Here is a 13,673-nt window from a genome sequence, read left to right as displayed (position 1 = left end):
TCGGACATGGCGGGCTGTACCAATACGGTACCACTGATCCCATCATCTATTCAGTTTTGACCCGGTAGACGGTCACCTGTTTCGACCGGCCTTTCACATGGAAATCGCCGACATGTTCCAGCTGGAACGACGCGCTGAGACGTCGCGCAGTTGCGTCGCTGACCAGGATGTTGGTCGGCTCTTCTGTGGCAAGATCACCGGCCAAAGTCTCTATCCTCGCGCAGGTGTTAACCGTATCTCCGATCACGGTGTAATTCATCCGCTCGACTGCTCCGATATTCCCGACGATGAGCGGGCCGGTGTGAATCGCAATCTTCAGGCCATAGCCAACTTTCGCCTCAGCCAGCGCCTGCTTGATGGCCACCGCTGCACGGCAGGCCCGCTCGGCGTGGTCGACCTGTTCCTGAGGAGCGCCCCAGAACGCCATCACGGCGTCGCCGATATACTTGTCGAGTGTTCCACCTTCGGCCTGGATGCAACGGTTCAGAATCGCGAAATGGCTATTCAACATGTCGGCCGTGGCCTGCGGTGTCATCGTTTCTGACGCAGCCGTAAAGCCCACAATATCGGCGAACATGACAGTCAGCTCGACCTCGCGAGGCCTGACAACATCAGGGTCTCCGGAATTCAACAATTGCCGCACCAGAGTGCGGGGCAGATAGGTTTCAAACCAGCGCAACCCATCGAGCATCTTGTTGAATGCCACCGCCTGTAGGTTTACCTCCTCAACGCGAGAGGGGGGAAGATAGTCGATCTGATCCAGATTGAGTTCGCTGATCTTGATGGCTTCTTCGGTTGATTTTTTGATTGGGGCCGAAAGCTTTCTGGCCAGCACAATCGCCGCAATCATTGACGCTATTAGGAACCCAATGCTGACAAAGGCAGTGTAGCTGAGGCGCTTCCATTGACTGCTCCAATCGCTTAGCGGGGAGTACTGGCCAATGACCCATGGTTCCGAACCGTACTCATCCAAAGTACTGGTCAGAACCAAGTACTCACCGGTTGCGTTCTCCACTACGTAGCCGTCAAAAGAGCTGTCGCCCCCCTGAAACTCGGGGTCTTGTTTTAGGACTTGCGAGATCACCGCGTCATCGAGCGCAGCGATTGAATGCAAAGGCGTGTCCGGACTTAAGGAACTTCCGGACAGGTTCAGCAGCTTCGGATGTGCCAGGACGCGGTTGTCGCCATAGAGAATGAAACCGGTCGCGCCGAATTTGCTGCCCAACTCATCGATGATGTCCGAGAAATGATGCACGGTTGAAGACACAAATATGGCACCCAGGAACACATCGTCCCGATAGGCCGGAACGGTGGCCGAAATATGCGTCCTGCCTTCTTCAAAAAACGGTTCGTTCCAGAACAGGCTCTCATAATTTTTGATATCTTCAAGATACCGCAATCGCCCATCCACCGGGGGCTCTGTGATGGTGACAAAGGAAATTCCGTCGGAATCGGCGATTTGACTGGTCACAAAAAGGCTGCCGTCCGGGTAAACAACGGCAAGGTCCGTCAGATAGGGGGCGGAGGCTGCGACGCCCTTGAAATATGCCTTCAGAAAGTCAGTGTTGGACAATTCGACGTCGCCCGAACTTGCATCTTTCTGGAGAGAGTTCGCCAATTCCTCGATAGGGGTCGTCAGGCTAACGACCCTGTCCTCAATTGACTCGACGATCATCGACGCTGAGGTGTTCCACAATTCAGTCGTGTTTTGAACATTGGCGTAGGTTGATACCAGAAGCACCGTACTGACCGAAAGCGCCACCAACCCGCCTATGGCCAGCGCCAGAAGCGTTGACATTCCAATTCGGACTTTTGATTGCGGGCCAGCTTTGGGCATTTGCTAAACTTGTAATGGGTAGGTGTCTGTTTTGACGAACGGTTTCTTTCAGGAATTACCGATGTCGAGCATGATCGCAAGACAGCGCAATGGATAGGGCTGTGTCGGCATCAAGGTCGAGCGTTGGCGTGAGGGCCACTTGACACGGGGCTAAAACTCTTTAATTGTCAAAAAAGACAATTTAATAGGATCTACCTAAATGGACTTCCACAACACGTATGTCAGCGACTTCCAGATCAGCTATTGGGAGACGATGATCGACGACTGGTTTTTCGTCTTTGCGATCGGTTTTCTGGTGTTTGAACTTGCGCGTTACGCGATTGGCAAAAAGCTGACCTTCGAGATGGTGGGCGATACCGTCACCAACTTCATCACGCTGGGCTTCTTCCTTGCGATCACTTTTGTTTTGATGGCCGGCTTCTACGTCGGAGCCTATGTCTGGGCGTCTCAATACGCGTTCTTTGACATCCCCACCACATGGGCTTCGTTCCTGATTGTGCTGATCCTTGCGGATTTGGCCTATTATTGGGAGCATCGTATCCTGCATCGGATAAACATCTTGTGGGCCACACATTCGGTGCACCACAGCTCACCCTTCTTTAACATTTCGGTGGCCTACCGGCATGGTCCGCTGGATGGGTTTTGGCCCTTGTTCTTTCATATTCCCCTGGTGCTTTTGGGCTTCAATCCATTTGTTGTCCTGGTCGCGGAATTGCTGGTGCAACTCTACCAGACCGCTTTGCACACCGAAGTTATAGGCAAGCTTTGGAAACCCATTGAATACATAATGAACACGCCGTCGCATCACCGTGTGCATCACGGGTCCAACCGCAAGTATCTGGACAAGAATTATGCCGGGATCTTCATCATCTGGGACCGCATGTTCGGCACGTTCGAAGAAGAAAAAGAAGAGGTCACTTACGGTCTGGTTACGCCGATCAATTCGGTCAATCCGTTTGTAGCCTTTTTTCATGGCTTTGCCCGCGCCTTTGGCGACGCCTGGCGAATGCCGGGCTTCCGAAACAAGCTGGGGGTTCTGTTTGGTCCGCCGGGCTGGCGACCCCAAAAACAAGGCGCCAACGCTTCGGCAAGCGATAAACGGGGTTAAAGCCATGCCTTCAAATTCACAGAGAATGGTCGCGGCGCTGGTCACAACAGCCCTGTTCGTCAGCGGAGCCTGGATGGCCTCGGGATTTGGTACAGACATCCCCCGGACATCGGCATCCTCGACCGGTACGTCTTCGGACAGTGGGTTGGTTGTCAACCTGCACAGCGCGCGCAATGACAAAGGCCAGTTTGTTGTCATGGCTTTTGACAATGCGGCTTCCTTTGACGCGCTTGATTTCAGCACGGCGGCGGGCTACGTCACGCTTCCCGCCAGCACGGAACCGCAGCGCGTCGATTTCCCGGACCTGAATGACAACTACTACAGCGTGGTGGCTTTTCATGACGAAGACAGTGACTATCAGATGGGTCTCGATGAGAGTTGGACGCCAACGGAAGGCTATGCGGTTTCCGGGTTGAATGATCTCTACGATGACCCTGTATTCGAGTACTCACTGATCAGCCCGGGTATTCCGGTGGATCTGGCGTTCTTTTACTGGCCTGATCAGTACTTTACGGGTTGGTTCTGATCATCCTGCCGGTAGGTTATGGTTGTCTTGAACCGGGGCATTTCGGTGTAGTGACGCCGCTTTGCCCCGGGGTCGGGCTGCCAATCAGCGGATCAGGGCGCTACTCACTTTCCTCGGGTATCTGCGGGGCTTGCAAATGCCAAAAGGCAGGCGGCAAAATGCACCTACGCCAGCTTTGCGCTTGATGAAAAATAGCTGGAAAAAGCATAGTTCCGGTATGCCAGACACTGGGCAGTTCAGAATAGTTGACGGTCTGTTTGGACGGATCCGCCCGGTTCGAAATTGAAGAGACGGAGAAATACCAATGGGGCGTCCCTCGGTTCAGAAACAGCGTAAAGCCGAAGTGCTGGATGCGTTCATGACGCTGGTGGCCCGTTTCGGGGTTGAGGGCGCAACGCTTGAGAGAATTGCGGAGGAATCCGGACTTAAGCGGCCGTTGATACGGCACCATCTTGGAAACAGGGATGAGATGGTACGCGCCTTGGCCATGCATGTTGTGGAAGAGCAGCGCATCTCTCTGGAGACTTTGAGTACGGCTTTGCAGGATTATCCGGGGCTAATGAACTTTGTGGGCGCCCTGTTCAGCGAGGACAGCGAAACTGATACACGACTGAACAACGCTTACCAGGCTTTGGTTATGGTCGTGGAACAGTACCCGGACCTCAGACAAATTCTGACGGGTGTTATGGCTGAGTTCTACGCGCTTGCCCGCCAAATCGTCCAGAAAGAGTATCCGTCGGCGGACCCCGAGGATGTCCAGACAGTGGCGCACGGAGTCGTCGACCTTTATCTTACGGCCGATGCCCTGTCGCCGCTGAACCCCCCGCCCGATTGGCGTCGATCGGCCTATCTGGGGGCTGTGAAGTTGGCGCAGTCGCTTGGAAGCCCTTGAGAGGGACAGCATCGAAATAAAGGGAGGATCACGGGAATTCGGGTGCCAGCTTACCAAAGTCAGGCACCGTATTCGTTGGTCGGGGCTGCTGATACCTGATCGTCCGATGAAGCATGAAAAATGCAAAGGCATTGCCCATTCATTTTTTGTGAGAAAACTGGGCCCGCGAACAATATATGTCAGACAGAAGTATTTACACGAATGAGTCCCCATGCCCGAGATCAACACACCGCTGCTTGAGCAGATCCGCGATCGCTTTGCCCAGATCGACCATTGCCCGCAACAGGGACCCCGGATTTTCTTCGAAAACGCTGGCGGCGCGCTGACGTTGAACTCGGTGGTGAAAACCTCGCAGGACTATGCGGCCATTCCCGACAATCAGGGGCGTGACAACCCGGGCAGCCATGAGCTGGTGCGCGTGATTAACACGGCCAAGGAAGATATGGCCGTGTTCATGAATGCGCCGGGCGGGCAGTTCTTTGTGGGCGAAAGTGGCACCGAATTGCTGTTCCGCCTGATCATGAACGCCTGTCTGGGTACCGGCGCGGGTCAGGTTCTGGGCACGACCCTGGAACACCCGGCCACCCGCAGCGCCTGTGACCGCTGGGCGCGTATCGCCGGGCAGAACCATGTACTGGCCGCACATGACAATGCCACTGGTACCGTGACTGCCGAGGCTTATACCGCAAAGGTCACACCCGACACCAAGGTTGCAACCATCGTTCATACTTCACCCGTCACCGGCATGGGTGTCGACGTGGCGGCCGTGGCCGCAGCCATCCGGGCGGTTGCGCCCGAATGCTACATCATCGTCGACGGCATCCAGCACGCCGCGCATGGGCGGATCGACCTGACGGCCTATGACGTGGATGGTTATGTGATCTCACCCTACAAAGTATTCTCGCGCCATGGTTATGGGGTTGCCTGGATTTCGGACCGGCTGACGGCGCTGCCGCATAACAGCCTGCTTGATGGCCCTGCCGACAACTGGGAGATGGGGACCCGCGATACTGGCTCTTACGCCACCATGTCCGATGTTGTCAGCTATTTTGAGTGGCTGGGCGAGCAGGTCAGCGACGCCACCGACCGCCGGGCCAAATTCGTTGCCGCGGGTGAGGCGATCCACGCGCAAGAAAAGGCGCTGACGGATGCGATGATCCACGGCACCGGCAACCTGCCGGGTCTGGCCGAGATGGAGAAGGTGACCATTCTGGGCGGCATCGACAACCCGGCGCGCGAAGGTCTGGTGTCGCTGCGGGTCGAGGGTGTGCCTTCGGTCGATGTGGTGCGAATGCTGAACGAGCAGGGTATCCGAACGCATCTGCGCAAGGCAGATCACTACTCTGGCAATATCCTGACTCCGCTTGGCATGGACAGCTGTGTGCGCGTGTCGATGTGCCACTACAACAGCGTTGCCGAAGTCGCCCAGTTCCTGGGCGCAATGAAATCCATCGCCGCCTGAATCCGCAGGCGGGAACGCCCTTTGAAAATATATGCCTGGGCAGCAGTGATTGGGGCAGGCCTGGTTTGCGCCCGTTTGGGGCGCGGTGCGCTGGAATGAAGCCCTCAAAACGCCCGTATCTGACCTGCCTTCACCCCTTTGCGCGTTCCCCTTGTCCCATGGACAACCGCCCGGCCAAAGGACTATTTCAGTGCATTGTTCGCCAGGAACCGGGCAAGATTTGCAACGGCTCGGCCCCGGGCTTTGGCGATGTCGGTGCTGTCAAGCGGTTCGCCGATTGGCTCAACCAGTTCAAACAGTCCCGAACGTTCTCGTCCCCCGTCGAGCCGACCCAGGAAATACTGCCCTGAGACAAAAAAGGTGCCGTCGGCCCGTGCCACGAAGGATTCAAACCGCAGGTCCAGAATTCCTGCAGGCGGTTCCTCGAATGGCCACGGTGAGGATGCAATCCGAGTTCTGGTCAGGCCGGTAAGATGACGGGTCAGTTCCAGCGCAATCGCGCGTGAAGGTTTGTCCGCCCAGAGAACCGACCCTTCGGTAACCAGCAGACCGCCTTCGCCCTCGATCGAAATCTCGTCCGCCACGGCGTAACCGGGCAGCGACGGCTCTTTGATCTCAAGCGATGAAACGCCTATCCTGACGCGGCCTTCCAAAGTTGGTTCATTGACCGAAACCCGGTCGTTCAGCCCGCCGCAGCCCGCCAACAGCACCAGGCTCAGGCACGTGAGAAATTTTTGTAGCGGCATGTCTATCGTCCCTTGATCAATATGCTTGGATCGCGTTCCAGCGTACGAAGCAGCGCCGCAAGCGCGTTGGCCGCCTGCTGAATGTCGCGCAGCGCCGCTCGTGCATCGCGGCTGAGTGCTTCACCCTTGTTGAAACCACTGATGGTGGCAGATGCCTCATCCATCAGTTTGCTGGCTCTCTCGGCCAGAGCGGGCAGTTCGCTGGTCGAGCTGGCAATTGCGTCGGCCGCATTGCGCGCCGAGCTCAGAGTGGCGTTTACATTGTCGACCGCGCCACCCTCGCGCAGCTCGGCCAAAGCCGCGTTGACTTCGGCCAGTGTCGCAACCAGTTGAGCAGGCAGGTCCTGAACGCCTTCGGTTTGAATGAGCTCATCCAGTGTTGCGACAATCCCGGTCAGCTCGGTGACCAATTCGTCAAGGGGCAATGCACTGGCCCTTGCAGCCAACGTGTTCAGGTTCGACAACAGCTCTGGCAGGCCGGCTATGGATGTGTCCACCGATTCTATTGTGTTTGTCGCCGCATCAACGGCGCTGAGCAGGCGCTGTGTGACCTGCTCGGTCCTGAGTTCGGTCAACATTGCATCGACCTGATCCAGCAGTTTATTGATATTCCCCGCGACCGAGCGAACGTCGTCAGATTCAACCACCGCCGTGGCCGCCGCCAGCAGCTTACGCAGGTCTTCGGGCGTTTCCCGGATCGCGTCGCTGGCCACAAAAGCGCGGGCAGTGTCAAGAAACGCGACGGCACTGGACATCAACTCTTCGACCGGAAGCGCCTGGATACGCGTCAGAACACGCTCGACCGAGGCTTCCCCCGACTGTATCTCGCTCTGAGTGGTGGGCAGGATTGTTATCCCTTCGGCGGTTTCATTCCAGTCGAACGGATCATCATCGGTGTTGTCGACAAATTGCACCTTCAAGCCACCGGAAAGCAGGCTGGCAGAGGCCAGTTGCGCGCGCATCCCCTCATCGGCCCGCGTTTTCAGAAACTCAAGCGCGGCAGCGGGTGAAACTTCATCTGGCAGGCCAAGACGCGTCGGTTGTATGGCCAGGACCGCATTCAGGCGCACCCGGTTGTCCCCGAAGGCCTCCTCATCAATAAGACCGATGACGCTGTTCACCGTTCCAATCCTCAGACCCGCCAGTTCGACGGGGGCGTCCACACTGAGGCCCGAGATGTTGTCGTCAAAGATCACACTGACAAACAGTTCATCGACCTGCGACTGGTTGAAGATGCTGTCGCGTGCGGCTTCGGAGTCTTCATAGACCTGGAACAACGTACCGTCAGATACGGCCGAGCCTCCTGACACGAACGTGTCGAATGTGACGCCTCCTGCCACGAGGCTGGCTATGGAAGTGAAATCAACGGATGCCCCGGCCGCGCCGACAGAAATGCTGAACCCGGACGTGTCCCAGAACCGCGTCGTGTCATTGATGAGACGTTGGTGCGGATTGTAGATGATCGCCTCGGCCACGGCAAAATTTCCGCGCGGATCGATCGAGGCTTTGCCGACCCGCCCAACCTCGATGCCACGAAAAAGAATGGGCGCATCATCCGTCAACTGGCCACGGGCCGAGCTGCGCAAGGTCAGCTGCAATCCGGGCTTGTCTGCCCGGAACAATGGCGGCTGCGGTCTGCCTTTGAAGAGTTTGGTCGGCTCGCCCGGATTCGCATCCCAGCTGCCTTCGATGTAGACGCCGCTTAGAACCGTTTCGAGTCCCGACACGCCTTGAGTGGTGAGTTCAGGCCGAACCACCCAGAACTGGGCGGAAGCATCGACATATGGCGAAATCTCCTTGCTCAGACGGATTTGCGCCTCGACGGCCTTAAGCCCTTCGGTCAGGCCGACTTTTTCGACCAACCCGACAGCCACGTCCCGAAAGCGCAGCTCGGTCGAATTTGCGACAAGGCCCGCGCCGTCCTCGAATGTGACATGAATTACCCGGCCCTGACTGGAAAGAGACTGCCAGGCAACCGCCAGCGCGACCGCAACCGCGGCAATCGGGATGACCCATATCAGCGATACACGGTCCCATATCCGGCGCGGTTGCTGTTCGATCGGTACATCGGGAATATCGTTCATTTGGCTTCCTGACGTTGGCGTGAATCCCAGATCAACCTTGAATCAAAGTTTTGGGCGGAGAGCATGGTGAATATCACCGAGAGTGCAAAAAAGAGACTGGCGGTGCCGGGTCTGATCGATGCCAGGCTGCTGAGCTGAACCAGAGAGGACAGGATTGCAACTACAAAAATGTCGATCATCGACCAGCGGCCCACGTATTCCACGACCTCGTGCACCAGTCGGAGCTGCGTCATGGAGAGTGAAGACCGGCGGGATATGCTGAGCGCCAATAGGGCGATGGCGGCAAACTTGCCCAACGGAATGGCGACGCTGGCCAGCAGGATTATGGCCGCAATTCCGAATGCGCCGTGATGGATCAGATCCACGGCCCCACCCACGATGGTGTCTGCTTGCCGGGTGAAAAGCGTCCTTGTTTCCAGCATCGGGTACAGATTGGCCGGTATGTACGCCATGACGCCGACCAACCACCATGCCCAAACACGCTGGATCGCCAATTCATCACGCGACCGGAGTTTTCGCCCGCATCTTTGACAGGTGCGGGTTTCGCCCAGGCGATGCACCTTTGTGCAGGATCGGCAGGCGACCAGCCCAAGCTCGCGCGCGCTGACTATTTTCTGGGATGAATCAGAGAGTTCCATACAGACCATCTACACAGAAGACTGTCCTGCACGATGACGAGCAGGACAAGTGCGGTGAACATCCAGAAGGCGGCGCCGAACTGAATTTCGGCGACGTCAGCAACTTTGGTCAGCGCAACGGCGCAGCCCAGCACAAAGATCTCGGCCATGGACCAGGGGCGCAGCGCTTCGACCCATCGAAACGCGGGTTTTGCCCCGGGCAGCAAGGGGCGTTCCAGCACGATCGGCAGAAGTACATAGATGCTGAGGACTGCGCGGGCCAGCGGGATCAGAACGATCAGCAGGATCATGGCCAACACGAGAGGGCCGTAAATGCCGCCCCGGAACGCCAGCGCGGTGCTCATGATCGACACCGAGTTGTGAACGCCACCCGCCCTGACGGTGAGAAACGGAAAGAACATTGCTGCGACCACAAGTACAGCGACCGAAATAGCCAGGGCAATGATCTGCATACCGGCCTTCCGCTTTGGAGTAATGAGCACAGTATGACATCTGGCGCATCTGGCACGCTCGGCGAATTCGGGCTTAACCAGCCGAAATGCGGCATCACAGTTCGGGCACACGATCACATCCGTCGGGGTGACAGGTTCATGAGACGCGTTTGTTATCTGACCTTCTCCCCCAATGCTTGCCTTGGGACGGACCAAAAAAGGTGCACCTAGGATGTGTGCTTTAGATCATATTGATTTATCCTGACAGATGTTTTTTTGAAATCGGTCAACTTAAATCACTTGGTCAGATTTCGCGGAGCCGGTTTTGAACACGACTGCGTGGATAGGCTGATGCCTTTGCCATGAGGCAGTTGCGCCTGTCTTGTTAATCGAGCGGCGTCTTCCCGCTGTTCTCTCCGGGACGACTTGCGCAGGTCCGCGGATATGACTATGCGCGCGTTTGAAAAACTTGCTGATGTCGACAAGAACAGTGTCTCCGAAGAATGCGGCTCGCAAAGTGCCAAACTCCTCTGAGCGGTCCAGGTTCTGGTGATTGACCGGGTGCTGTTCGCTGATTTTCACAGGGTTTTTTGATTTCTTTCGCAGACCCGGTGATAGTCATCCCATGGCACGACAGCTACTTCCATTGGCGGCCCTTCTTCTGGGGTCTGGTTTTCTTCTGCTTGCAGGGGGCATGAACAGCCTGATTCTGCCCGTGCGTGGAGAACAGGAGGGGTTTTCGGCCGCCTCGCTGGGTCTTCTCGGGACCGGATGGGCGATCGGTTATGTCCTTGGGTGTTTGCAGACGCCGTATTTGGTGGCGAAAGTTGGCCATGTCAGGTCCTTCGGCGTTATGTGCGCCCTGGCAGCGATCACCGTTTTGCTTTCGCTTCTTCTGATGACACCGTGGGTGTGGATTCCGCTTCGCGCGGTCTCTGGGTTCTGTTTTGCCGGCGCGGCGATGATTGTGGAAAGCTGGCTGAACGAAAGAACCGACAGCACATCGCGGGGGCGGGTTTTCGGAATATACACAATGGTGAACCTCGCCGCCTCGACCGCTGGTCAGATGCTGCTCGTGACGGGTGATACCTCGGGTTATTTCTTCTTTGTTCTGGCGGCCATCGTTTACTGCGCCGCGCTGCTGCCAACCGCCATTTCTGCCGGGGCAACACCTGCCGCGCTGGTCAGCGTATCACTTGATTTGCCGGGGCTGTGGCGAAATTCGCCCGTGGCCGTCTTTTCGGTATTCATGGTTGGTATTTCCAACGCGGCTTTCGGCACGCTGGCTGCCGTTTATGCATCGCGCGCCGGGCTGGATGTTTCAGGTATCGCGTTTTTTGCCAGCATTCCGATCCTGGCGGGCGCTTTGGCTCAGATTCCTGTGGGTGCTCTTTCCGACCGTTTTGATCGACGGGTGGTACTGATTGGCGTAGCTGTTATCGCTCTGGCTGCCGATGGGCTGTTTGTTCTGTTTGCCCCAACGGAAGAATGGGCACTGCTTCTGCTGATCGCAGTTTTCGGCGCGACGGTGTTCTCGATGTATCCCGTGATTGTTGCCCATGCCAGCGATCATGCGGCACCGGGGGCTTTCATTCAGGTCAGTGGTGGCCTGCTTCTGGTCTATGGCATTGGGTCTATCGTCGGACCCACGATTGCCGGATTCGCGATGACAAACGTAGGAACAAGCAGCCTGTTTGTCACAACAGGTTCTGCGCATGTTCTGCTGATCCTGTTTGCAGTCCTGAGGATCAAGATTGCGCCACCGGTTGCCGAAAAGGATAAGGTTGCCTTCCAGCCTGCACCGCTACCCCGGGCCGCCACACCGGAAACTGCCAACCTTGCCTCCGAAGAAACTGTGGTTGCCGGGGAAAACAGGGAACTCTAGGGTTCATAACCTCGGCGGTGTCTCCCGCTACAACCACTTTGACATTTTGAAGATAATGTAAAGTGCGGCACCAATCGCGAGCGAAGCAAGGGTCAGCGCCCAAAAGGCCAACGGGGCGCTTTGACCCGGCATTCCCGCCACGTTCACGCCGAACAAACCTGTCAAAAACCCCAGAGGCAGAAATATGGCCGCAACAACGGACAGAAGATAGCCATTCTTGGCCATGGCATTGGCATGCGCCGCGTCCATCTGATCCTGTAGGGCCGCCAGCCGGTCCCGGCTTGCATCCAGTTCTTCCAGGATGCGGCGCGTTCGGTTCGCGGTCTCGTGCACAAGGGTTGCTGCACGCTCATCCAGAATATCGCGGTCTGATGTCGACAAGGCGTCCAGTGCATCGCGTTGCGGGCTGATATAACACCGAAGCTTGATCACGGTTTGGCGCAACCGCGCAATCTGGCCCGAGCTCATCGATGCCCCGTCAAGGGCGGCGTCTTCCAAGGCGTTGGTTTCGTCCTCAAGTTCCAGCGAAACGGCTTCTGCACGTTTTGTCAGACCATAGGTGAGTTCCGCCAGAAATGCGCCGACGCTGGACGGTCCTGTTCCCAGTTCGGCGGTCACCCGAATGGCATCGGCCGCCCAAACCCTGCGAACACGCGCGGAAATGACAGTGCTTTTCGTCGCCCAAAGCCGCAACGACACCATATCTTCCGGCGAGGCTTCGGGGTTCAGGTTGACGCCCCGCAGGTTCAGGATAAGACCGTCCTCATACGGATCGCAACGTGGCCGCGTTTCCGATTGCAGCAAGGCGTGCGCAGCGATCTCGGGCAGGTGCTGAGACGCCCACTGCTCAAGGCCCTGATCCGTGAGATCGAAATGCAGCCACCGATACGCATTCTGATCCTCCGGCACAGGCTCGGGCCAGGAAGATGTGACGGGGGTTGCGCGCCCGTTTGCGATGTCAAAAGCGCAAAGCGGAGTGACGGTTCGAGATGTCATGAACCTACTTTTCCCCCGCGACAAGTAAAGTCAACGTAAATAGAGAAGCGCAACGTAGGATCGCTGCATCCAGAACCGCGGGTTTACTCAATAGGTGCAAGGCTTCTGAGAAAGGCGATTGCTGTCGGCGAGGTCGCGGCCAGAAAGTGACCAGGACTGTCACCATCGTCGATCCCCGAAAGGTCCACCACCTTGATGCCCTGCGCCCGTAGCACTTCCTGATCCCGTCCGGCGCCAATCCGGGTCGCTGCCCCGCCGGACAGTCGACCGGAAACCGCCAGCAACAGATCGCTGCTGTTGACCACGACGGTCATGTTCGACGGACGCGGTTTGATCTTTTCCAGTTGCGCCATGAAGGCGGCCTCATCCACGTCTGGCGAGATCAGGATCACACGGTTCAACCGGGCAAGCGTGCTTGCCTCTGCCGTCAGCCCCAACTGGCGCAGAGCTTCCATGACAAGGAAGCCACCCATTGAATGCCCCACAATCGTGAGTTGGCCGGGTTGGTCACTGGCCAGGTCCACGATCAGCTTGGATAGCGTGTCGCGGGCCGCCAACACGCTGTCCCGGTCGTAGAGGTAACCCGACGGCGCACCGCTTGAAGGCCAGGAGAACTGGATTTGGGTCCCCTTCAACTCGTAGTCGTGCGCTATCTGGGCATGTCGAAACACGGCTTCGGGGAAACTTGTGTTGTAACCATGCACAAAGAGCGTGACTGGCCCTGGTTGCTTTTCTACCTGCGAACGAAAACCGGCCGAGCCGGAAAACGAGGCGTGGCGGGTCACGACAAAGTGCCGGGCGGAATCAGGCTTGCGATCGGGCCATTCGATGGCGCCGACCTTGTGCGATGGCGGAATGGAGACGTCCAGTTGACCAAATGACAACGTATCGGCCCGATCGGGGCCAAAGATATCGCTGTTCTCAACCCTGTTACGCATAGTGGCGTAATAGATCCGCTCAGTCTTTGCGCTGGGCACTTCGTAAGAAAGCTGCACAAAAGTGGGCTCGGCCGCGCAAGCGGCGAGAAACACAAGAAAAAGCACTGTCCAGATTGCTTTCACGGGTACC

At 57.1% G+C, this 13,673-nt stretch carries 12 protein-coding genes; 5 read left to right on the top strand and 7 right to left on the bottom strand.

Annotation, left to right across the window (positions count from 1 at the left end):
- Window positions 1-46: 46 nt before the first annotated feature.
- Window positions 47-1,798, bottom strand: a complete 1,752-nt coding sequence (locus ACR1XU_RS15005; protein ID WP_480908255.1) for an adenylate/guanylate cyclase domain-containing protein — start codon at window positions 1,796-1,798, stop codon at window positions 47-49.
- A 238-nt stretch (window positions 1,799-2,036) separates the two neighbouring features.
- Between ACR1XU_RS15005 and ACR1XU_RS15000 the strand changes: the two genes are divergently transcribed.
- From ACR1XU_RS15000 to ACR1XU_RS14985, 4 genes are all read left to right on the top strand, one after another.
- Window positions 2,037-2,945, top strand: a complete 909-nt coding sequence (locus ACR1XU_RS15000; protein WP_480908257.1) for a sterol desaturase family protein — start codon at window positions 2,037-2,039, stop codon at window positions 2,943-2,945.
- A gap of 4 nt (window positions 2,946-2,949) precedes the next feature.
- Window positions 2,950-3,471, top strand: coding sequence for a DUF2141 domain-containing protein (locus ACR1XU_RS14995; protein ID WP_480908259.1), 522 nt, complete (start codon window positions 2,950-2,952; stop codon window positions 3,469-3,471).
- 304 nt (window positions 3,472-3,775) lie between these two features.
- A complete protein-coding gene (locus ACR1XU_RS14990) occupies window positions 3,776-4,363 on the top strand; it encodes a TetR/AcrR family transcriptional regulator (protein ID WP_480908260.1) in 588 nt (195 codons plus the stop codon).
- A 211-nt stretch (window positions 4,364-4,574) separates the two neighbouring features.
- Window positions 4,575-5,825 (top strand): aminotransferase class V-fold PLP-dependent enzyme, encoded by a 1,251-nt coding sequence (locus tag ACR1XU_RS14985; protein ID WP_480908262.1) that lies wholly within the window; start codon window positions 4,575-4,577, stop codon window positions 5,823-5,825.
- Between the two features lie 182 nt (window positions 5,826-6,007).
- Here ACR1XU_RS14985 and ACR1XU_RS14980 read toward each other — a convergent pair whose 3' ends face one another.
- Genes ACR1XU_RS14980 through ACR1XU_RS14965 form a run of 4 tightly spaced genes read right to left on the bottom strand, consistent with a single transcriptional unit; the run spans window position 6,008 to window position 9,745 of the window.
- On the bottom strand, window positions 6,008-6,571 hold the full coding sequence (locus tag ACR1XU_RS14980) for a PqiC family protein (RefSeq protein ID WP_480908264.1): 564 nt from the start codon (window positions 6,569-6,571) through the stop codon (window positions 6,008-6,010).
- 2 nt (window positions 6,572-6,573) lie between these two features.
- A complete protein-coding gene (locus ACR1XU_RS14975; RefSeq protein ID WP_480908266.1) occupies window positions 6,574-8,655 on the bottom strand; it encodes a PqiB family protein in 2,082 nt (693 codons plus the stop codon).
- The gene (locus ACR1XU_RS14970) at window positions 8,652-9,302 is read right to left on the bottom strand and encodes a paraquat-inducible protein A (protein WP_170806815.1); all 651 of its coding nucleotides are present in this window, start codon (window positions 9,300-9,302) and stop codon (window positions 8,652-8,654) included. Before ACR1XU_RS14970 ends, ACR1XU_RS14975 begins: the two co-directional genes overlap by 4 nt.
- Window positions 9,263-9,745, bottom strand: a complete 483-nt coding sequence (locus ACR1XU_RS14965) for a paraquat-inducible protein A (RefSeq protein WP_480492140.1) — start codon at window positions 9,743-9,745, stop codon at window positions 9,263-9,265. The genes ACR1XU_RS14970 and ACR1XU_RS14965 overlap by 40 nt, the downstream gene beginning before the upstream one ends.
- A gap of 604 nt (window positions 9,746-10,349) precedes the next feature.
- Between ACR1XU_RS14965 and ACR1XU_RS14960 the strand changes: the two genes are divergently transcribed.
- Window positions 10,350-11,609 carry an MFS transporter gene (locus tag ACR1XU_RS14960; RefSeq protein ID WP_480908268.1) on the top strand — a complete coding sequence of 420 codons (1,260 nt, stop codon included), beginning with the start codon at window positions 10,350-10,352 and terminating at the stop codon, window positions 11,607-11,609.
- A gap of 27 nt (window positions 11,610-11,636) precedes the next feature.
- On the opposite strand, the gene ACR1XU_RS14955 is transcribed toward ACR1XU_RS14960, so the two are convergent.
- Window positions 11,637-12,605 carry a zinc transporter ZntB gene (locus ACR1XU_RS14955; protein ID WP_480908269.1) on the bottom strand — a complete coding sequence of 323 codons (969 nt, stop codon included), beginning with the start codon at window positions 12,603-12,605 and terminating at the stop codon, window positions 11,637-11,639.
- A gap of 83 nt (window positions 12,606-12,688) precedes the next feature.
- Window positions 12,689-13,666 carry an alpha/beta hydrolase gene (locus tag ACR1XU_RS14950; RefSeq protein WP_480908271.1) on the bottom strand — a complete coding sequence of 326 codons (978 nt, stop codon included), beginning with the start codon at window positions 13,664-13,666 and terminating at the stop codon, window positions 12,689-12,691.
- Window positions 13,667-13,673 lie beyond the last annotated feature (7 nt).

The organism is Ruegeria sp. D1(2025) (assembly GCF_056536425.1).
The sequence above is the reverse complement of the archived record's forward strand: the minus strand, read 5'-3'. Positions and strand labels throughout refer to the sequence as shown.